The 20,679-nt window shown below is 50.1% G+C and carries 20 protein-coding genes; 9 read left to right on the top strand and 11 right to left on the bottom strand.

Annotation, left to right across the window (positions count from 1 at the left end):
• Positions 1–180: 180 nt before the first annotated feature.
• Positions 181–399: a Calvin cycle protein CP12 gene (locus tag BRW63_RS12880; protein WP_073071716.1), complete on the bottom strand. Its 219-nt coding sequence runs from the start codon at positions 397–399 to the stop codon at positions 181–183.
• Positions 400–871: 472 nt separating this feature from the next.
• Here BRW63_RS12880 and BRW63_RS12875 point away from each other — a divergent pair, with 472 nt between their 5' ends.
• Together BRW63_RS12875 and trmB are read left to right on the top strand one after the other, a co-directional pair.
• Positions 872–2,152 (top strand): FIST signal transduction protein, encoded by a 1,281-nt coding sequence (locus tag BRW63_RS12875; protein ID WP_073071714.1) that lies wholly within the window; start codon positions 872–874, stop codon positions 2,150–2,152.
• A 20-nt stretch (positions 2,153–2,172) separates the two neighbouring features.
• Positions 2,173–2,805, top strand: a complete 633-nt coding sequence (gene trmB, locus BRW63_RS12870; protein WP_073071713.1) for a tRNA (guanosine(46)-N7)-methyltransferase TrmB — start codon at positions 2,173–2,175, stop codon at positions 2,803–2,805.
• Positions 2,806–2,826: 21 nt separating this feature from the next.
• Here trmB and BRW63_RS12865 read toward each other — a convergent pair whose 3' ends face one another.
• From BRW63_RS12865 to BRW63_RS27250, 4 genes are all read right to left on the bottom strand, one after another.
• On the bottom strand, positions 2,827–3,603 hold the full coding sequence (locus BRW63_RS12865) for a Uma2 family endonuclease (RefSeq protein WP_073071711.1): 777 nt from the start codon (positions 3,601–3,603) through the stop codon (positions 2,827–2,829).
• 121 nt (positions 3,604–3,724) lie between these two features.
• Entirely contained in the window at positions 3,725–4,570 is an 846-nt protein-coding gene (locus BRW63_RS12860; protein ID WP_073071709.1) for a Uma2 family endonuclease, read from the bottom strand.
• Between the two features lie 26 nt (positions 4,571–4,596).
• Positions 4,597–6,207, bottom strand: a complete 1,611-nt coding sequence (dacB, locus tag BRW63_RS12855; protein WP_106253986.1) for a D-alanyl-D-alanine carboxypeptidase/D-alanyl-D-alanine endopeptidase — start codon at positions 6,205–6,207, stop codon at positions 4,597–4,599.
• Between the two features lie 243 nt (positions 6,208–6,450).
• On the bottom strand, positions 6,451–8,928 hold the full coding sequence (locus BRW63_RS27250; protein ID WP_083582900.1) for a tetratricopeptide repeat protein: 2,478 nt from the start codon (positions 8,926–8,928) through the stop codon (positions 6,451–6,453).
• Positions 8,929–9,018: 90 nt separating this feature from the next.
• Here BRW63_RS27250 and BRW63_RS12845 point away from each other — a divergent pair, with 90 nt between their 5' ends.
• Together BRW63_RS12845 and BRW63_RS12840 are read left to right on the top strand one after the other, a co-directional pair.
• Positions 9,019–9,783, top strand: a complete 765-nt coding sequence (locus BRW63_RS12845; protein WP_073071705.1) for an HAD family hydrolase — start codon at positions 9,019–9,021, stop codon at positions 9,781–9,783.
• 6 nt (positions 9,784–9,789) lie between these two features.
• Positions 9,790–10,113 carry an MGMT family protein gene (locus tag BRW63_RS12840; protein ID WP_073071703.1) on the top strand — a complete coding sequence of 108 codons (324 nt, stop codon included), beginning with the start codon at positions 9,790–9,792 and terminating at the stop codon, positions 10,111–10,113.
• A gap of 213 nt (positions 10,114–10,326) precedes the next feature.
• Here the strand turns inward: BRW63_RS12840 and BRW63_RS12835 are convergent, their stop codons facing one another.
• Positions 10,327–11,514, bottom strand: a complete 1,188-nt coding sequence (locus BRW63_RS12835) for a SpoIID/LytB domain-containing protein (protein WP_073071702.1) — start codon at positions 11,512–11,514, stop codon at positions 10,327–10,329.
• 412 nt (positions 11,515–11,926) lie between these two features.
• Between BRW63_RS12835 and BRW63_RS12830 the strand changes: the two genes are divergently transcribed.
• Positions 11,927–12,883 (top strand): ribonuclease Z, encoded by a 957-nt coding sequence (locus BRW63_RS12830; protein ID WP_073071700.1) that lies wholly within the window; start codon positions 11,927–11,929, stop codon positions 12,881–12,883.
• An 8-nt stretch (positions 12,884–12,891) separates the two neighbouring features.
• On the opposite strand, the gene cobU is transcribed toward BRW63_RS12830, so the two are convergent.
• Entirely contained in the window at positions 12,892–13,446 is a 555-nt protein-coding gene (cobU, locus tag BRW63_RS12825) for a bifunctional adenosylcobinamide kinase/adenosylcobinamide-phosphate guanylyltransferase (protein ID WP_073071698.1), read from the bottom strand.
• A 77-nt stretch (positions 13,447–13,523) separates the two neighbouring features.
• Here cobU and BRW63_RS12820 point away from each other — a divergent pair, with 77 nt between their 5' ends.
• The gene (locus tag BRW63_RS12820; RefSeq protein ID WP_223257371.1) at positions 13,524–14,876 is read left to right on the top strand and encodes a PQQ-dependent sugar dehydrogenase; all 1,353 of its coding nucleotides are present in this window, start codon (positions 13,524–13,526) and stop codon (positions 14,874–14,876) included.
• A 137-nt stretch (positions 14,877–15,013) separates the two neighbouring features.
• Here the strand turns inward: BRW63_RS12820 and BRW63_RS12815 are convergent, their stop codons facing one another.
• Positions 15,014–16,054, bottom strand: a complete 1,041-nt coding sequence (locus BRW63_RS12815; protein WP_073071696.1) for a helix-turn-helix domain-containing protein — start codon at positions 16,052–16,054, stop codon at positions 15,014–15,016.
• Positions 16,055–16,567: 513 nt separating this feature from the next.
• Here BRW63_RS12815 and BRW63_RS12810 point away from each other — a divergent pair.
• Both BRW63_RS12810 and BRW63_RS12805 read left to right on the top strand, forming a co-directional pair.
• On the top strand, positions 16,568–17,881 hold the full coding sequence (locus tag BRW63_RS12810; protein ID WP_073071694.1) for a glycosyltransferase family 4 protein: 1,314 nt from the start codon (positions 16,568–16,570) through the stop codon (positions 17,879–17,881).
• Positions 17,878–18,696, top strand: a complete 819-nt coding sequence (locus tag BRW63_RS12805) for an Rpn family recombination-promoting nuclease/putative transposase (protein WP_073071692.1) — start codon at positions 17,878–17,880, stop codon at positions 18,694–18,696. The genes BRW63_RS12810 and BRW63_RS12805 overlap by 4 nt, the downstream gene beginning before the upstream one ends.
• Here the strand turns inward: BRW63_RS12805 and BRW63_RS12800 are convergent, their stop codons facing one another.
• The 3 genes from BRW63_RS12800 to BRW63_RS12790 form a co-directional block, all read right to left on the bottom strand.
• A complete protein-coding gene (locus BRW63_RS12800) occupies positions 18,697–18,981 on the bottom strand; it encodes a 4a-hydroxytetrahydrobiopterin dehydratase (protein ID WP_073071690.1) in 285 nt (94 codons plus the stop codon).
• A 7-nt stretch (positions 18,982–18,988) separates the two neighbouring features.
• Positions 18,989–19,765, bottom strand: coding sequence for an MBL fold metallo-hydrolase (locus BRW63_RS12795; RefSeq protein ID WP_073071688.1), 777 nt, complete (start codon positions 19,763–19,765; stop codon positions 18,989–18,991).
• Between the two features lie 76 nt (positions 19,766–19,841).
• Positions 19,842–20,039 (bottom strand): RNA-binding S4 domain-containing protein, encoded by a 198-nt coding sequence (locus BRW63_RS12790; protein ID WP_073071687.1) that lies wholly within the window; start codon positions 20,037–20,039, stop codon positions 19,842–19,844.
• Between the two features lie 230 nt (positions 20,040–20,269).
• On the opposite strand from BRW63_RS12790, the gene BRW63_RS28920 reads away from it, so the two are divergent.
• Positions 20,270–20,650, top strand: coding sequence for a hypothetical protein (locus BRW63_RS28920; protein WP_219898473.1), 381 nt, complete (start codon positions 20,270–20,272; stop codon positions 20,648–20,650).
• Positions 20,651–20,679 lie beyond the last annotated feature (29 nt).

The raw sequence follows: 20,679 nt of genomic DNA, 5'->3' as shown, positions 1-20,679 counted from the left end.
GCAAAAGTCGCTCTTAACGAAGCGAAAAAACTCCTCGAACTGACGTTAAAAGCGTAGCGCAACACGTCTGAACTGAGATCATAAAAAACAAGCAACCAGATTACCACGCGGGGAATCTAATTGCCTGTTCGATCGTTTCAGAGTTTGGATTAGTCACAAACCCAGATTCTTAAAGTCGCCTTAGGTGTCGTAGACGCGGCACTCTAGGGCATCGGGATTGTCATCACAAAACTGCTCTAAAGAGTTTTTGGGCTTGGTCTGAAGTTGGTGAGCGCGTTCTGCCTGAAGCTCTTCAACGGCATCCCATGCGGCAGCGCACTTAGGATCTTTGCCGTCAATTCCGCAAACTTCGCGGGCGTTGTCGCGTTCTTGTTCAATCTGCTTTTCGATGTCACTCATGGTTATGCTTTCGTCCTTTCGTTGAACGGAGATACTGAAATGGGTCGCTCAAGGAGTTTGAGAGAGTAGGCACAATTCAGGGTTTGAGGTGCCGCTCACTTACTGTCACAGATATAGTGATACAAGCGATCGCAAATGCGTTTCTCAATCGAGGGTAATCTTTTAAGATTTAGGCATCTGCAACCGACGCAACACTTTATTTAGACCTGAAAGTACTCACTATTACGCTTGTATCGATAGTTTAACCTGCTTTGAAACCAGCGTCGCGTTCGGGAAACCCAGCAAATGATTACGGGAAGCGCGATCGCGAAAATTATTGCCCAAATTGCAGGCTGATCGATCAAAATAGTCTGATCACGGGTCTTGAATTGATCGCTCCAGTCTATGCAGGGGTTTAGTAAACTGAGAGTACGATCGTCACAATAATGTCTACCTTGGCAATTAATGGCTCATGGTAACAAGGGGAAATTTTATGACAAAACCGACCACTGACTCAATGAAGTGGGTTTGTGCCCTCTCGACGCGACCTTCTCTAGAAGCGGCTGTGACAGAAGTGGTTGAGCAAGCGCAGGAATCTCTACAGGCTCCTGCTGATTTGGGGTTTGTCTTCATCTCCTCGGCGTTTGCCAGTGAATATTCTCGCCTGCTGCCTCTGCTGAGAGACAAATTGCCCAACGTGCCGATGATCGGCTGTAGTGGGGGTGGCGTAGTGGGCGTGACCCGCCGCGGTAAGGTGCGTGAAGTCGAAGGAGAACCCGCCTTGAGTTTGACGCTAGCATCGCTTCCGGGCGTAAAGATTAAAACCTTTCATCTGACAGGTGATCAGTTGCCTGACTTAGACAGTTCGCCTGATGCTTGGATCGAGTTGGTAGGTGTACCGATCACCGACCAGCCCCATTTCGTCGTCCTGGCAGATCCCTTTTCTGCCAAAGTGAATGATTTGCTTCAAGGGCTAGACTACGCTTATGCAGGCGCGTCTAAAGTGGGCGGTTTAGCGAGTTCTGATCACACAGGGGGCACGATCGGGCTGTTTTGCAACGATCGCTTCTATCGCGATGGATCGGTTGGGGTGGCGCTGAGTGGCAACATCGTGATGGAGACGATCGTCGCTCAAGGGTGCCGTCCGATCGGGCAGCCTTATTGGGTGACTGAAGGTGAACGTAACATCGTCCTAGGCTTGCAAGAACGCGACAGTTTAGAAGAGGGCGCGGCATCTAGCCGCAAGGTTGCCACACAGCGCACTCCGCTAGAGATTTTGCGAGAAGTGATTGACACCCTGAGTGAAGAAGACCGAGATCTAGCCCAGCATTCTCTTTTTGTGGGGGTGGCGCAAAACGAGTTTAAGCAAGGGTTAGAGCAGGGCGACTTTTTGATTCGCAATCTGTTGGGCGTTGACCCGCGGGTGGGCGCGATCGCGATCGGCGATCGCATTCGTCCGGGGCAGCGCATTCAGTTCCATTTGCGAGATGCCCAAACCTCTGCCGAAGATTTAGAAGTCTTGCTGCAACGCTATCAGATAGAAACTAACGCGCAATCCTCGGCGATCGGTGCTTTAATGTTTTCCTGCATGGGGCGAGGCGAAGGGCTATATGGGGAACCGAATTTTGACACCCAGCTTTTTGCCCAATATCTCGATCGCGTTCCAGTGAGTGGCTTTTTCTGCGGTGGTGAGATCGGTCCGGTCGGCAACAGCACGTTTTTGCATGGCTACACGTCAGTATTTGGCATTGTTAAAGGCAAAAATGAGCGTTAAATTATTCTGGAGAGTCACTTTTGGCTATTGTTCGGGTGCGTGAGCACGTCAACCCTTTGAGTCGAAAATATCAGACTCCAGCGCAGTCGCCTGACTGGGAGAAGATTTATGCTGATTTGACTCAGCCCCTGCATCTCGATATTGGGTGCGGACGGGGGCGCTTTTTGCTCAAAATGGCCCAGCTTCAGCCAGAGTGGAATTTTTTAGGGCTAGAAATTCGAGAACCGCTAGTTGAGCAAGCCCTCTCCTTCCGAGACGAGCTAGGTTTGCAAAACTTGCATTATTTGTTCTGCAACGTCAACAATTCGCTGCCTGCCCTATTTACCAATCTCGAACCGGGAACTCTGCAACAGGTGACGATTCAGTTTCCTGACCCGTGGTTTAAGCGCAAACATCAAAAGCGGCGAGTCGTGCAGCCGCAGGTGGTCGAAGAATTAGCGCTTCATTTAAGCGATCGCGGTCAGGTGTTTGTGCAATCTGATGTCGAAGAAGTCGCGATCGAGATGGTCGATCGATTTTCTGCCCATGCCGCGTTTCAACGTCAGGGGCACGATTGGTTGTCCGACAATCCGCTGCCCGTCCCGACGGAGCGAGAATCCTCAACGATAGAGCGGGGAGAAGCCGTTTATCGAGCGCTGTTTAATAAAGTTTAAAACCTTGAGGCTAAGTTTTCATCAAATTTCGTCTGGGTCTACACCTAGTGTTCGTAGACGATCGGCTAACCGTTCTGCCCGTTGTCGCTCGACTTCTGCTTGCTCCGCTCCGGTAGGAATAATTTGCCCATCGCGATCGCACCAGCGCAACCACAGTCGCGTCACCTCTTCTTCAAACTGCCCTTCCCACAGCGTCAAGCCGATTCCTGCTGTGTTTAACCAAATCACTTGCCCAATCTCGTGAATGCCTTCAGGGGGGGTCAGTTCAGGATAGCCATCCGGTGAAATTGACCACACCCGCAGCAGTGCCTCATTCATCTCATCTTGTCCTTGAATCTGCTTCAAGGGGTCAAACACGACGTAGTAACGCACACCAATCTGAGCGTAGATCTCTTTTTTAATCGTGGTCTTGCCTTTCTGCCGCGATTTTTTGCTCAACGTCAATTCATCGCCTTCCTGGTTGGAGACGATTTCGATACAGACTTCTGGCACTTTGCCAAATTCCCACACAAAATAAGAGCGGTTTTGCCGTTGGGAGAAGTCATTCGCTCGCTGCACGCCCAGACTTAGCAGCACGTCGGGCACGATCGGATCACCCTTGAGTTTGTAGAATAACCCTACATTTGCGGCGGCAAGAAATGGCGATGGCAGAGCTTTAGAACTGTAGAGCGGTTCGACCAGCAGCCGTTGCTGCTCCTCAGATTGAAAATTGTCCACAGGAGTATTGTCCTCGATGACCAGATGGCTGATATCAAGCTCAGTGACGATTTCTTCATCGTTGAGAAGCTGTTGAGTCATGGGCAGTAACCAAACTCGATAGCTTATTATCCTTCACAACTCCGCAGCCGAGCCAGTAGGATTACCAAGTCATCAACGGACGATCGCACCTTTGCGGCTCACGCACTCGAATGAGTTCTGATCAGATTTCGTCCGGGTCTACACCTAGTGTTCGTAGACGATCGGCTAACCGTTCTGCCCGTTGTCGCTCGGCTTCTGCCCGCTGTCGCTCAATTTCTGCCCGTTGTCGCTCAATTTCTGCCCGCTCCGCCCCGGTGGGAATGATTTGCCCATCACGTTGCGAAGCAGTTCCCCCTTCGGGGTAAACGCACCAGCGCAACCATGTCCGCGCCACTTCTTCCTCGAACTCTCCTGACCAGAGCGTGAGTCCCAAACCGACTTCTTCTAACCAGATCGACTGCCCCACCTCACTGACTCCTTGCGGCGGGGTTAATTCTAGGTAGCGCCCTACCGAATTTGCCCAGACCCGCAGCAGCGCCCCATTCATCTCAGGTTCACCCTGAATCTGCTTTAGAGGGTCAAACACCACGTAGTAGGGAATGCGAATTTGCGCGTACAAATCTTTCTTGACGATCGTCTTTCCCTTCTGCTGTGACTTCCGACTTAATGTCAGTTCGTCGCCTTCTTGGTTAGAGACGATCTCAACGCAGACCTCTGGCAGCTTGCCAAACTCCCACACAAAATACGATCGATTCTGTTTCTTCGAGAAGTCGTCAGCGCACTGTACTCCTAGACTGAGCATGACATCAGGGACAACCGGATCTCCCTTAAGTTTGTAAAACAGTCCCACGTTGGCAGCCGCGAGAAACGGTGACGGCAGCGCCTTGGAACTGTAGAGGGGTTCCACTAGCAGCCGTTGCTGCTTCTCAGATTGCAGATTGTCCACAGGGGTATCGTCCTCGATGACCAGATGGCTGATGTCAAGCTCAGTGACGATTTCTCCATCGTTGAGAAGCTGTTGAGTCATGGGCAGTAACCAAACCCGATAGCTTATTATCCTCCACAACTTCGCAGTCGAGTCAGTAGGATTACTAAGTCATCGACGGACGATCGTACTGTTCCGGCTGAGGCACCAGAATTGGCAATCACGCTAAACACGAGAGGCGGATAGTTAGGCGGGGTCACATAACCCGAAAGCGCCACCACACCTGTAATCGTTCCTGTTTTTGCAGCCACAATCCCTTGAGCAGGCGTATTGCGAAAGCGATTTTTTAGGGTGCCACTTACGCCCGAAACTGCCAGTGATCGCCGAAACACACTGGCTTCAGGAATTTGGGTCATGGCTTGCAGCGTTTCTACAAACGCCTGTGCACTAGCGCGATTGCGATCGGCGAGTCCCGATCCATCAACCATAGAGTAACGATCGGCTTTGACTCCCAAATCTGACAGGATGGATTTGACGGCGATCGTGCCGCTCTCAGTCGTGTTTTGACTAGCCGGATTTTGCTTCTGTCCCAATGTTTTGAGCAAAACTTCTGCGTAGGTGTTGTTGCTTTCTTGATTGGTTTCAAACAGCAAACTCGACAGCGGCGGAGACTCTACGGCAGCTAACTCGACTTCATCAGCACGAGCGGGCGTGAATTTTACTAACGTCGAGTTGGTGACTCCAATCTTGTTACTGGTCAACATATCACGAAATTTTTTGACCAAATAGTTACCAGGGTTAGGAATGGCAACGCCGATTAGTTCTGATGCAGAGCCAGCCCGGAGTTGCCCCGTAACGCGAATCGTAGAGCCAACGCGATCGGCATCCAAAAATTCGCCGCCACTCGCTGAAACGGTGACTCCCTGGTTATTGAGCCGCCAATCATTGGCATCGGTGGGATCATCCCACTTCACCTGTAGCGATTGTCCGACTTGGCGAGGAACTGCCGTCAGTCCAATGATATTTTGATTGAGAATCAAACCATTAATCGGTGCGGCGTAAGCTTGTCCAGCATCTTCTGCATCCCAAAAAGGATTGGTCAACGCTCCTCGAAAGTAGGTATCGTCGCCGATCAGTTGAGTCACCTGCCGGATGCCCCGTTGACTGAGCTGCTGTGCGATCGCCCCTAACTGCGTCGTCGTCAAACTTGGATCGCCATGACCCACAATTCTCAACGTCGCCAGATTAGGGCTGCTGCCACTGCCGTAAACCGTTGTGCGAATGCGATATTGGGCACCCAATTTCTTTAAAGCGGCGGCAGTGGTAAAAATTTTATTATTAGACGCTGGAATCAGCAGAGTATTTGGGTTTCGAGCGAATAGAGTTTGACGGGCTGCCCCTTGCGTTTGCACTAACACGCTCCAACGACCACCAGAGACGCGATCGAGCGAGCGATTAATAGGTGCCGCCAACTGAGCAGGGCAGAGCGTTCCAGGTGCTTGTGCCACCTTAACAGGCTGTTTCACTGGCGCTTTAGCACTGCCAGACGGGGTTAGAGAAAAAAAGACAGTCGTTGCGGTAAGAAAAACTGCCAGCGCAGTGTGAGAACATCGAGCAGAACGGGCTGATTTCATGGGAGCGGCAATTCTAAAGGGAAGCTCATCCACTTTGACTGAGCGCTCGTCAAAATTGTTGCAGGTTAGCGCCCGATCGTGACCCCATTTGCCGAGTATGTTCAAAATCTTGTATCAGTTAAGCGACTCGCTGCGGTCGAGTCCACCAGGAAATTAATTTCCTGGCTCACAGCACAAGTGCTCTAAAGAGCACTGGAAAAGCGTTTTAGTCCATTTCAATGGACTTCCGCTATCAGCCCGGAACTTAAGTTCCGGGTGGGCTTCCGGGTCAACAAACACGCCTAAACTTACAATTCCGTTGAGCGGATCGCAACCCATTCACACCCTAAAGCGCACTCTCTCCGCAACCTAAGCTACCCCACCTGACAACACCAGACGTTTGTGGAGCTTGTTGACTGCCTCGATCGATCGTTGATAGCGATCTTGATTACCTTGGGCAGAAAATAACCGCGCTGCCTCCTTAAAATCTCGAATTGCTCCTGTTTTATCGCCCAAGGTGCTACGAGCAGTGCCGCGATGAAAATAAGCGATCGCGTCTTGAGCATCGAGATTAATCAGGGCGCTAAAGTCTTCGACTGCTCCCGTTTTGTTGCCTAACTTGAGTCGAGCCAGCCCGCGCTGTAGGTAGGCAATCGTGCAGCCCACCTCAAGCTGAATCGCGTAGGTAAAGTCTTCGATCGCTCCCACTTTGTCCCCCAGTTCTAACCGCACTACACCACGATTGCAGTAAGTCACACAACTTCGAGGATTGAGCAGCAGCGATCGATTAGAGTCAGAAATCGCGCCTTCTTTGTTGCCCAACTCATAGCGCACCAGTGCCCGATTGTTGTAGGCAATCGCATGGGTGGGATCGATTTTTACCACTTCGCTATAGTCAGCGATCGCGCCCGATTTATCGCCCAACGCATGGCGGGTGATGGCACGATTATAGTAAGCTCCCGCATCATGAGTATCCAAAACAGGATTGTCAAAGCGATCGGTCAGTCCTTTAATAACATCTGCATTTGTCGTGCGAAGTCCCACCGCGACTTCAGGAAACACCGCGCTGGTAGTCACGACGGGATGAACGCCCAGAATTCCGTAAGCGCGATCACAGATCAGAAAATTTTCGTCGGTGCCCAACACTTTAAACCGAAACTGATGAGGATATTGGTGTTTGAGTTGCGTTAACTGACTGAGAATCGTATGTAAAAAATGCTTCTCGGCTGACTTTGCAGAAGGTTTATCGTGAATGTAGTGAGGGAGATGGCTGTCGTGCAAGTTGCCCAGATGTCCCCAACCAATATCTAAATGACCGTCACGATCGAGAAACGCCTTAAATTTATCGATCAAAGACGCATCTAAAGTCGCGTGATCTGGGTAAGGAAAGACCACAATCAGCCGCGATTGGGCGTTCTCTAAGGCATCGTCTAAAAGCGTACGACTGCCAGACGACTCGGTTTTATGGTTAAACACCCATTCATATTCAGCGTTTGCTTGAACGGGCGGCTGTTGACCTTCAACCACTGCCTCAACCTGAGTGCGAAGACTGTCTAGCGTGGTTTCGCTCCATTCTAATCGGGTGGTCAAATATTTCATCTGACTCTGTAAGGCACTCGTGTCTAGAATTTGAGGCAACCGATTGATCCAGTCGCCTAAGTTTTTTTGTTGACGATCGAGACTCTGCGTAAACTGCTGCACGGTCGAAAACTGCTGCTGAAGCTTTCCCAAACGGTGATTCACCGTCGTCTGCATTTCAGCGTGCAGTTTAGTTAAATCTTCGCCACTGGGTAAACCATTGAGCCGATGTTCTAGCGTCGCGATCGTGCCTCTTAGCTCCTCCAAAACCGCTCGTTCGGGCGCTCTTAAGTTGGGGAGTGGTTTCCCCTGCTCATTTTTCAAGCTTAACCAGGACGATAGCGTGTCCATCTGCTTTCGCACGATCGCGTTCATCGTTCTCATCGGGACGACGGCTTGCTCTAGCGTCTGGCTTTGCTGACGAATCTTCTCGACTTCTGCCATCAGACGCGCCATCTCTCGACGAGAAACCAGATCGCCCATGACTTTGATCAATCCGTCTACATCTTGTCTCAGACTGGTGGCATCAAAGGGCTGAGGTAACGCACTCAGACGACGATTGAGGTGATTGATTTGGTCTTGCAGCCCTCGTGGAAGGCTCTGTGTCGGCGTTTTGGGCAACTCAGTTAGCTGTGTTTGCAGTTGCGCGATCTCATCTTGCAATTGCGCGATCGCTACTTCAGCACTCTCAACTCGATGGGCGTTGGCGGCTCGGTTGAGATGGTTAGTCACCGATGCCACCGACTCAGTAAGCTGTAACGATTTGCTGCGAAGCTGACTTAGGGCTTGCTGCATCTGACCCAGATCGTGAGCCTCTAACGGGGCAAGGCGTTGAGAGAGGTTTTGCTGAACCTGAGCGATCGCTTTCTCATTGCGCTGCAAAACGGTCTTTTTAAGCCTGGCGAGATCTAAAAAGTTCGGCAGCGTCTGAACTTGTCGATCGAGAGCGGTGAGGTTTTTAGAAAGGCGCTGATCAAGCTGCTCAAGGCTGGCTTTGGCAGCTTGCTGAACTTGTTGATCGAGGCGACGACGATTGACCAAATTCAGCAACAATAGAAAGGAGAGCGGGGCGGCTGTGAAGGCAATCTGCTGGGACGCGATCGAGGCGACTGACCCCACGCCTGAGCCTGCCCAAAGCGCATATTCAGTAATGTCTAGCCATTTTCCATTATTCATCGCTGCCTCGCGCCCCTGATTCCGTAAACTATAGAGTGGTAGTGAGATGCTTGCTGAGTTGCCGTTTACACAGTGATTACTGGAAGGCACCATTCCTTTCTACAGAAGCAGCGTGTCTAAATCAGGAAATTGAGGGCGACGATCGTCCATTCTTTCAACTGTCCTCTTAATTCATTAATTCTTATGGCTCAACTTCGTGCGCTGATCTTTGATGTCGATGGCACCCTCGCCGACACCGAGCGAGACGGACATCGCGTGGCATTTAATCGCGCTTTTGCAGAGGCGGGGCTAGATTGGGAGTGGTCGATCGACCTCTATGGCAAGTTATTAGAAGTGACGGGTGGCAAAGAGCGCATTCTCTTTTACATCGACACTTATCAGCCTCCTTTCGATCCACCTGCGGATCTCAAACCCTGGATTGCGAGTCTCCACGCCGCTAAAACTCGTCACTACAAACAGCTATTGAATGAAGGAATTATTCCTCTGCGTCCCGGTGTAAAGCGGCTGATTGAAGAAGCACGATCGGCGGGGATGCGACTGGCGATCGCCACCACAACGACTCCCGAAAATGTCTCTACTTTGCTCGAAACGGCACTTGCGCCTGATGGTTGCGACTGGTTTGAAGTCATTGCCGCTGGGGATATCGTGCCGCAGAAAAAGCCCGCACCTGACATTTATCTCTATGCTTTAGAAAAGCTGAATTTGAAACCTGAAGAATGTCTTGCGTTTGAAGATTCCCCGCAAGGTTTAAAGTCATCGTTGGGGGCAGGCTTGAAGACTGTGATCACGCTCAACGGCTACACTCGCGATCATGACTTTTCTAACGCCAGCTTGGTAGTGGATCAATTGGGCGAAGCCGATGCTCCTTTTCAGGTGTTGTCGGGCAGTGCAGGAGAAGCTCACTATTTTGATCTAGCGCTTGCCCAAACTCTGCACCGATCGTCTTGAAGTTTCATGTCTAGCTACGATCGCATCTACGCCATTGTGCGCCAGATTCCTTACGGGCAGGTTGCGACTTATGGGCAAGTTGCAGAATTAGCAGATCTCGCAGGTCGAGCGCGTCTAGTGGGCTATGCCCTATTTCGGGTCAGCCCACTTCACGAGGATGTGCCCTGGCATCGCGTGATTAATGCCAGAGGCGAGATTTCTGAATCGCCCTTTCGCAATGGCGACGATTATTTGCAGCGATCGCTCTTAGAAGCTGAAGGCGTGCAATTTAGCCCAAAGGGAAAGATCAATCTAACCGAGTATCGTTGGCAACCGGATGAGACAGCTTGAGGTTAAGGGATCTTGCGATCGCAGCCACTAATAATTTAACGTCAGTTCGACGAGTTTTTTCGCTGCGTTGTTAGCGGCTTCTGCCCCCTAAATCCCCCATTCTGGGGGACTTTAAGCCCAGAATTTAGGTTCAAAGTCCCCCAATTTTGGGGGATTTAGGGGGCAGCCCGGATTTGCAACCGCAGCGAAAAGCTTCATCGAATTCACGTTAATTTACTTCACCTCAATCTTGGCAAGCACCACACCTGTGTAATAGTGACCCATGATTTGCTGATAGGTTAAGCCTTGCTGCGCCATATTATAGGCTCCCCATTGACTCATGCCCAACCCGTGACCGAATCCAAACCCATTGACGACAAAGCCAGGTTCGGGTTGATTAGTGCTTTTAGAAGCCACCTGGTTAGCTTGAGGAGAAATTGAGAAGAAGGTGCTTCTTAAGCCGAGAGCCGACTGTAATTTCTCGCCGCTAATGGTCGCGCTTCCTTTATCACCAATCATCTTCATCGTGACGACCCGCTTACACGAGGGCGTTCCTTGAACGAGCTTCACTTCACGCACTCGACCCACCCCTGGAGCAAGACTGTTTAATGTACTTTGAGTGACTGGTTTGCTCCACTGATAAACCGGAGCGCCTTGATCGTATTTGTCTTTAACCGATCGTAGATACGGTAACGGCTGCGTCCAGACATCTTCGACATTTTCGGTGCAGCCACCCGAAGATGAGTGAAACACGGCTTCGATAATCTGTTGTTTATAGGTGAGTACTTGCCCTGCCGTGGCATTCACCGCCATTTGGGTGCCCCCTGACTCATCTTGCACCCCGCGATAAACTTGCCATTTTGTGGTGTCACCCAGGTCATAGACGGCATTGGCTGAATATTGGCGCTTGTGCAACGCATAAGACCGGGCAACCACTGCCTGAGCTTTGAGCGCTTCTTGGGGCCAGTTGCCATTCATCTCACCGCCAAGAACGCTGTAGAGATATTGCTCTAAGTCAACATAGTTAACTGCTGTGAGTCCTTGTCCGGCAGGGGCGAGATAGGCGCGACCGCGATACCAGCGATCGCCGATCCACACCACGCCGCCGCCCGTTGGCTCGATCCAAAGTCCGCCTGCTTTCCAATTGTTGATAGCTACGCCGCCGCCCGTTGCTTGAGCCGCAAAGCCATTCATGCCCTGAATTTGACCCAAAGAACGCCCAGATGAGTCTTTGACCACAGCATTGGTCGAACTGCCAACATTGACCTGTCCGACTCCTTGTTTGATCAAAACTCTGAGATCAAGGGCCGCAGATGCAGGCGCGATCGTCACCACCCAAATCAGAGCGGTGAGCCACCAGCCCCGTCCTGCTGTGAAGTTCAATTTAGACAACAAGAGTGAGAGCAGCGAGGGGGATAGCATCTTCTGAAAGTTCCTTGTAGGGTCAACCATTACAGATCACAGCACTGACACAGCTAAATCTGGATCAATCTCGATCAATTTGCGATGAGATCAGACTGCTAACGTTGCTTAATATAGGCGAATTCTCTAGGGGTCGCACGATTAAGGTTTCTTAACCAATCCGAGCGCTTTCGCCAAAAATTCCGTAATTAGAGTAGGAAAGTCGGTAGTTTCGGCTACTCCGCGCTACAGATAGCGTCATAATGATTTATAAAGTGGAGTGCTCAAACTAGTAGAAATTGTTAATCATTCTCACCACAGAGGTGATTGACCTGAATTCTAGTTCTAAGTTCCCGTCGCTGCCCCGCAACGATCGAGAGACGAAGTACCATGAGATGAGTAATGCACCGACCAAAATTAGGTTAATTGAGCCTTGCAGATTACGTTTTTAGGCACTAGCTCTGGCGTTCCCACACGATCGCGCAATGTCTCTGGAATTGCCCTCCGCTTACCCCAGCGGGCAGAAGTTTGGCTGTTTGACTGTGGCGAGGGCACCCAACACCAGATACTTCGCAGTGATTTGCGGGTGAGCCAGATTCGCCGCATTTTTGTCACTCACATGCACGGCGACCACACGTTCGGCTTGATGGGGCTGTTGGCAAGCTGCGGCTTAGCCGGAAACCCAGAGCGGATTGATATCTATGGCCCGCCTGATTTGGATGAATATTTAAAGGCGTGCCGACGCTATTCTCAAACTCACTTTTCTTACCCGGTCAAGGTGCATACCGTCAAGCCTGGTGTAGTGTTTGAAGATGAAGAGTTTTCGGTCAGTTGTGCGCCACTCAAGCATCGAGTGCCAGCTTTTGGCTATCGCATTACTGAGAAAGACCGTCCGGGGCATTTTGATGTCGAGAAAGCCAAAGTCTTGGAGATTCCATCGGGCCCACTTTATGGAAAGTTGAAGCGAGGGGAAGTGGTCGTTCTGCCTGACGGACGCAAGATCAACGGCGCAGAATTGTGCGGTCAGACAGAAGTCGGTCGAAAAGTCGTTTACTGCACCGATACGGTCTATTGCGAGAGTGCTGTCGAATTGGCACACGATGCCGATGTGCTGATTCACGAAGCCACCTTTGCTCATCAGGATGCCGAGTTAGCCTATCAGCGACTGCACTCAACTTCGACGATGGCGGCGCAAGTGGCACTGGGAGCGCACGCTAAACAATTGATTATGACGCACTTCAGCCCTCGCTATGCGCCCGGAAACTCGATCGAGCTAAGAGACTTGCTAGAAGAAGCCCGTTCTATCTTCCCAAACACCCAACTCGCATCTGACTTCTGGACTTATGAAGTTCCGCGTCGGATTGCAAAAAGTGTCGTAGCAAAAGTTTAAGGACACTTTTAGCTCTGTTGAGCGATCGTTAGAGGCGTTCCTAGCTGACTCAAATTCAGTACATATCCGCCTGTCACCAGATAAACCGGATCGGCGATCGCCCCGATCTGCCGCACAAGCATTCCTAAACGATCGCGGAAAGTTCGCCCGATCGGATAGGCAGGCACAACGCCCCAACCCGCTTCTTCTGCCACTAAAATCACATCTGACGAAGCTTGTCTAAGGCTGTGCAGCACGGCTTGCAGGGTTTCTTGCCAGGTTGAATCTTCTTGCTCTAATAAATTTGCCAGCCAGGTTCCGAGCGAATCGATCAGCAAACAATCAGCAGCCGTTGCCGCGTCTAAGGTTGCAGAAAGCTTGATCGGAACGTGCAGCGTTGTCCAATCAGACGGGCGGCGTAGAATGTGCTTTTCAATTCGGGCTTGCCACTCTAAATCGTTGGGATTTGTTTGAGCAGTTGCGACATAAATGACTGATTTGCCAGACAGAGCGGCTAAGTGTTCTGCCCATTCGCTTTTGCCCGATCGAGCCGGCCCGGTGACTAAAATAATTTGGCGTGACATGAATCAAGTGAGGGATTATGACTTGAGAGAGGTGCGCGATCGTACTAGGTTGACTAGCTTAGGGTTGAGTCAACATCATGCCCTGGAATGTCTTCACAAAAACTCTGATGCGCTATTTACCTTTATTGCTATTGCCTTTATGGGTCACTCTCGCCGCTTGTGACTCTGCAATTCGTGGACAAACGGCCTCTTCACAATCCGCTTCTCCGCAGCAATCAACGTCTCTCCCCGACCAGGTTATCAAAACCGAAGCACTCTCACCTCAACCGATTCGGATTGCCCTCAATCAACTGCCACAGCCGTACGCCAGTGAGAGCGCTTCTAAATCTCCTAATGTGGTGCCGATTCCTCAAGATCCCGTGCTGCGAGTGCCGTCGGGGTTTGTCGTCAACGTTTTTGCAGAAGGGTTAGATCGCCCTCGCTGGTTGGCTTTGACTCCTGATGGAGATGTGCTTGTGACCGAGACGCGCCAAAATAGAATTCGACGATTGCGCGACACAAACGGCGATGGCGTTGCGGATGTCAAAGAAACCTTCGCCACACCCGATAACGGACTCAATCAGCCGTTCGGCATGGCGTTTGCAGGAAATTCTTTTTTTCTGGGCAATACCGACGCAGTGCTACGTTTCCCTTATCAAAAGGGGCAAGCGCAAATTACAGGCACGGGTCAGCAGATCGCCAAGCTTCCGGCAGAAGGCTACAACAACCACTGGACGCGTAACGTTGTCACCGCACCTGATGGGCAAAAGCTCTATGTCTCGATCGGGTCTGGCACCAACGTCAGCGAAGAACCTGCGCCTCGCGCTTCGGTACAAGTGATGAACTTGGATGGCTCCGATCGTCAAACCTTTGCCTCTGGAGTTCGCAACCCAGTCGGGCTTGACTTTCATCCTCGCACCGGAGAGCTTTACACCACCGTCAACGAGCGAGATGGGTTAGGCGATAATTTAGTGCCAGACTATCTAACGCGGCTCCAAGCAGGCGAGTTTTATGGCTGGCCTTATGCCTATTTGAGTCGCGATCGCCTTGACCCTCGCCTCGTCCAAAATGGCAAAAGTCTGCGCCCCGATCTGGTTGCCAAAACTCGCACCCCAGATGTGTTGTTTGAAGCGCATTCTGCGGCGTTAGGGCTGCGATTTTATAACGGCAACACCTTTCCAGAGAAGTATCGCAACGGCGCTTTTGTCGCTTTTAGAGGCTCCTGGAACCGCAGTCAGGGCACAGGCTACAAGATTGTCTTCGTCCCTTTTGACGCTGAAGGACGATCGCAGGGTTATTACGAAGACTTCCTAACCGGATTTCTTCTCGACCCATCGGTGCCCACCACTTGGGGCAGACCCGTCGGACTGTTGACCCTTCCTGACGGCAGTTTGCTCGTCACCGAAGAAGCCAACAATCGGATTTATCGAGTCCAATATACGGGTGGCTAGGGAGTGTTTTCAACCCTTGAAAGCCCCCTAAATCCCCCATTCTGGGGGACTTCCGACCCTTCAAAGTCCCCCAGAATGGGGGATTTAGGGGACAGAAGCGCTGGGCAACGAAGCGATCAGAAGTTTTAAAACACTGCCTAGAAACCAACGGTTTCGGGCGGTGCGATGCTGACTTTGGCACCCGATGACTCTGAGTGTTGAGACTGCGTTTTGGGTGACGGGTTGACTTGAGAAGAGTCGGGATCGATCGCACCAGGATTTGCAGGCGGGGTCGCTTGCCGAGACAGCCAAAAAAGTCCGCCTGCCATCAATGCGGCGTAGCCTACATATAAATGCACAGGCTGAACGGCTAGTCCTCGAATTCCGGTCGCCTTCGTTGGCGGATGATACCAGGTAGGCAAAATCGCTTTTTCAGGGTCGGGTTTTGGCAGCGATGCTAATAAACTAGGGCTGTCCATTCCTAAAGCGTTGCCGATGCGTTGAATAAATCCGCGTAGGTAAATGTCTTCTGGGAGGTGAGCGCCATGTCCAGCTTCTAAGGCTTGAATTTGATGCATCGGCACCAGAGTTTTGCTGTGCAGCTCTGACAGAGACATCGATCGAGCCAGCCGCGCTTGTCGAATTTGCTCACCCAATCGTTGCAAATGGTCTGCTCGTTCTTGAGCAACTTGTTCTGCTAAATCTGCGACCGAAGCCTTTTTATTTGCCTTCTGAATGGCAGAAGACGGTTGTTTTGCAATCTCGCTAATTTGCGGCTTGTTTAGGGGAACTAGTTTCTGAAAACGGTCTTGAAAAGGCTTAATCACTGATTTTCTCGGAAATGCCACGTTAGACGAGTGAGAACCCAGGGCACGCGAAAAAGCTGCTACCGGAAACTCATCGAGATCTGCCTCTTCGGGTTCTCTGATTCCCTGAGTCTCAATCTCCTCACGCTGCACAAAGTGCCGTAGCGTTAAGCGAATCGCTTCTCTTCCGATCGCTTTCATTAAAAACTGAGCGCTCGTCGTTCCCTCTGCTGAGGGCTGCTGTGAATTGTCGATCGCGCGACGATAGACCTCGCTACGATATAGCTCTGCCTCGATTTGACCAAGCACCGATCGCAGATTTTCTACAGAAACCTCGATCGTAGTTTTGTGACCCGGTAACCCAAAACAAAATCTGGTATCTTGTGCCAACATCTCCCCATCCTCGCCTTTGCATAAAACTAGCGATAACCTTTGAATCACTGACTATTGCAGTTGGATTAACGTGAGTTCGACAGAACTGGTTCACTCCGATGATGAATTCGGGAGAGCTACCTAAATCCCCCGAAAATGGGGGACTTTGAACCGGAAATTTTGGCTTGAAGTCCCCCAAATTGGGGAATTTAGGGGCAGAAGCCGCTGACAACGAAGCGAAAAAACTCGTCGAACTCACGTTAATTAGGCTACTTAGTCCTTTCTTCCTGTAATTGATAGCTATTCAGGAACAAATCAGAAGATCTGGACAATTTGGTATCAATTTTTGCTGAGAGAGCAGATTGGCTCATTACGACTAAAGTTTAAATTTCTACCTTAATCTAAACTTTTCTACGAGATATCACGTAAACATATAGGCTAATCGATCCAACTTATAAAAAGTTTATAACTTGTGTACGAAAATTTTAGAGCTGCTAACTTTGTAAAATATGCTACCAAGGGTGTTGTAAAGCCATGAAAATCGCCTTTGTCAACCAACCGATCGATTACATCTTGCCCCCCATTCAAACCTCGGTCGGAGCCTGTACTTATGGAGTGGTTAACCCACTGGCTCGCTCTTGCGAAGTGATGGTATATGGCAGAAAGCAGACCGTCGATCGCCAAACTCATCCTGAGATTGAAACAGACTATGTTGAAAAGGGCGTTCACTATCGTTTTTTAAGATCGCCAAAGGTAGATCATCTCTTACTCAAAATCTTCTTTAAGCTGATCAAACACACCTCGCTTCTAAAAATTTTGAATCGAGGCATGAAGCCGTCTCCGTCGGTTGCCAGTTGGCATTACCTGCTTTATAGCCGCATTGTGGCAAAAGATTTAGCTCAACAGCACTGTGACATCATTCATATTCAGCACAGTTCTCAGTTTCTTCCCGCGATTCGGGCGCTCAACCCTAAAGCCAAACTGGTTTTGCACCTACATGCCGAGTGGTTTCCTCAAGCAAATTTAGAAATGCTGGCAAAAAGGCTTCAGCACGTTGACCTATTGACGACTGTGAGCGATTACATCACCGAGAAAACGCGCCGAGACTTTCCTCAAATTGCCGATCGCTGCGAAACGATGTACAACGGCATTCACAGTGAAGAATTTAACCGCGAAAAGAACTACCTCGCCGCCCGAAATCGACCCATTAAGCGGATCATGTTTGCGGGCAGAGTGTCTCCTGAAAAGGGCATACACACGCTTCTAGAAGCTTTTGACCGGGTGGTGAAGCACTATCCCTCTGTGAAGCTTGACATCGTGGGGATGCAGTGGTCTTGCAGCATGGAAGAAAGCTTTCCAATGAACGACACTGCGCTGATCAATCATCTCAAGCCTCTCTATGCTGAAGATTATATGGCGCAACTGAGACGCAAGCTCACGCCTGCCACGATCGACAAAGTGTCCTTTCCGGGAGCCGTGCCGCGGGTTGAACTCGTCGATCGCTTTTACAATGCCGATATTTTTGTGTTTCCCTCGATTTGGGATGAAGGATATGGCATTCCTCCCGTCGAAGCGATGGCGGCAGGCGTTCCAGTCGTCGCAACGCGATCGGGTGCCGTTGTCGAAACGGTTCAAGATGGCAAAACTGGATTTTTGGTCGAAAAAGAAGACGTGCAGGCGATCGCTGATGCCATTGTCCGCCTACTCGAAGATGATGATCTGCGAGAAACAATGGGCAAAGCTGGACGGCAACGAGCAATGGAATTTTTTACTTGGGAGCGAGTGGCTGAAAAAATGCTCGATCGCTACAAACTGCTGGCAAATAGTCACCGAACCCTGGCATCGTGAAAAGAGACTCTATCTACTATCAGGTTTTCAAGCGGTTTCCTAGCCTGCTGTTTGAGCTAGTCAACAATCCGCCGCCGCAAGCTCGAACCTACCGTTTTGACTCTGTGGAGGTTAAAGAAACTTCATTTCGGATCGATGGCGTTTTCCTACCGCCCCCAGGAGCCATTCCCAAAACGGTCTTTTTTGCAGAAGTTCAGTTTCAAAAAGATGAGTCTCTCTACCATCGGTTCTTTACCGAATCGTTGGCATATCTCTATCGAAATCAATCCCTCTATGATGACTGGCGCGGAGTCGTGATTTTCCCATCCCGCAATTTGGAGCCATCAAAAACCACGATTCACCGATCGCTCCTCAACAGTGATCAGGTACAGCGAATTTATCTCAATGAGTTAGAAGATTCTCAGCAGTCTTTAGGAATTAGCTTGATGCAGTTGCCGCTTGCTTCTGAGACGCGTATGGCAGATCAAGCTAGACAGCTAATTGTGCGGGTTCAGCAAGAACAAACTGCTTCTCTTGCCAAAAGCGAGATAATAGACGTGATTACTACAATCGCTGTTTACAAATTCTCAAGATTAACCCGTGCTGAGGTAGAAGCAATGCTAGGACTAAGGTTAGAAGAGACTAGAGTTTACCAAGACGCGAAAGCTGAAGGAGAACAAATCGGAGAACAACGCGGAGAACAACGCGGAGAGCGCAACGTCAAGCTAAAGATGATTCCTCGATTAGTTGCCAAGGGTTTGAGTCTAGAAGAAGTGGCTGAACTATTAGAAATGCCTGTTGAAGACGTGAGGCAAGCAGCCCAACCACAGTCGTGACTAAGCTAACTCGTTCGCTTTGCGTGCCCACTCGATATCTTTAAGCGTGATGCCGCCAGAATCGTGAGTCGTCAGGTCGATCGTCACTCGGTTATAGACATTAAACCATTCGGGGTGGTGCCCGATCGCTTCCGACACCAGAGCCAGACTCGACATAAATCCAAATGCTTCTACAAACGACGGGAACTTAAACTGTTTGTGCAGTTTGTCGGCTTCGATCGTCCAGCCGTCGAGATCAACGAGTTGGGCTTCAAGATCTTGGGATGACAGTTTAGGTTCAGACATAGTTTATTTAAGGAACGATCGCCGCAGGTCGTAGAGAAATTTCAACTCGATCGCCGGGTCTAGGTTCTAACACTTTAGTATCGAGATTGTTTTCAGCTAACTTGGCGCGAAACTCATCGGGACTTCCGATCGCTTTCAGCACTGAGAGCAACAAACCCTCAAACATAATATCGCCCCCCGCCGCCGTCGGAAGCATTACCTGGGGCTGAACGTCTTTTGCCAGTTCTAACGCGCTTTCGGTGCCTTTGATGATCGAACCAACTAGGGGAAGTGCCAGATCGATCAACGGAGTGATCACGACCTCGATCGGAGCATTTTCTTTAAGAGTCGAAGCGTGAAACCCGTGCGGCTCATAATAGAGCTTGACTCCGCTTGCCAAATCTTTGAGCAGATAGCCATTTTCTTGCACCATCGGGCCTAATGGAGAACCCGGAGTTGCTTGAATGGTCAGGTGATCTAACGTGAATGTCTCACCGTGCTTAAGGGCAGTCACTTGAGAAAACCCCAACTGTTGCGCGACCTTTGCGGCACTTGGCGAACCCACGATCGGAATCGCTTTACCCAATCGCTTCAACGTCTCTGGGTGAGCGTGGTCTTCTAACCCTTGGGATAGCAAAATCAAGTCTAGAGACTCAGGAAATGCCCGCTCTTGATGACGATAGCCTTTGAATAACCAAGTGAGATTTCCAAAGGTCAAATTTCCGACCAGCCAAGGGTCAAGCAAAATGCGCTTTCCAGCAAGTTCAATTAGCCAAGAATTGCTGTCTAACCAGGTTAAATACATTGTCAGAATCAAGAACGGCAATATCTTCTAATCTTAGGGGATTACTATAAGCTGTGCCTGATTGTGGTTTAGCGGTTCACACATCGACTTTGAGCATTTCGCCCATCGTGACGACGCGATCGCCTTTAATCAGTTTCCGTCCCCGTCTCGTCTCGATCTGCCCATTCACTTTGACTTCTCCTGCTTGAATGAGCATTTTTGCTTGCCCCCCGCTTTCCACAATTCCTTTCATTTTAAGGAATTGGTCAAGCTTAATCGGTTCGTCACTTGCCATGATCACTGCTCAATAATTAAAGATTTGGAGTTGGCCCAAATCTACTTTTACTCTAGTCTGATTCTCTTTCAACTGACAGAGTTTGTAGCCGCCCTCAACAATCTGCCATTTGCTTCGTTAGGATCAATAAAAAGGCCCTTTGACTGAATCCTCTAGCCAGAGATTGTGTCAAACTTTTTACTGACGGCACGTTCTACAGTCCTTAAGGTGATCTCCATGAGGTGCATCTGATGCTTAACGCTTTATCTGATGGCGGCAATGTGGCACCGATCGTCGAATTAGCGGATGGCTCCTCTAGGGTGGGTCAAACACAGGTTTTAGAAGATCATCAAACGATTTCTGCCTATCGGAGTCAGCTTCGGGTTGAAGAAGTGCTAATCAACCCTTGGCGACATGCTAAAACAGTGACTCGCGCTAGGACTACTCCTGCCTATAGTGATCACGCAGCTCCATTGTCTCCCTTGCGCGATCGCGATCTGGTTGCGCTTGATGAGTTCTTCGATCGAGACGATCTGCTGGACTTAGAGCAAGACGTGAATCGCCATTTATTACGTCTGTTTCCCGAACCCTGCTGGGAAGACGCGCTCAGTTTTCTAAAAGACTATCTTTGATAAGTTTTGAGTTTTGAGTTTTGAGTTTT

This window comes from Phormidesmis priestleyi ULC007, assembly GCF_001895925.1.
Lineage (GTDB): Bacteria > Cyanobacteriota > Cyanobacteriia > Leptolyngbyales > Leptolyngbyaceae > Phormidesmis_A > Phormidesmis_A priestleyi_A.
Note: the sequence above shows the minus strand (reverse complement) of the source record. Positions and strands in the feature narration are given on the sequence as shown.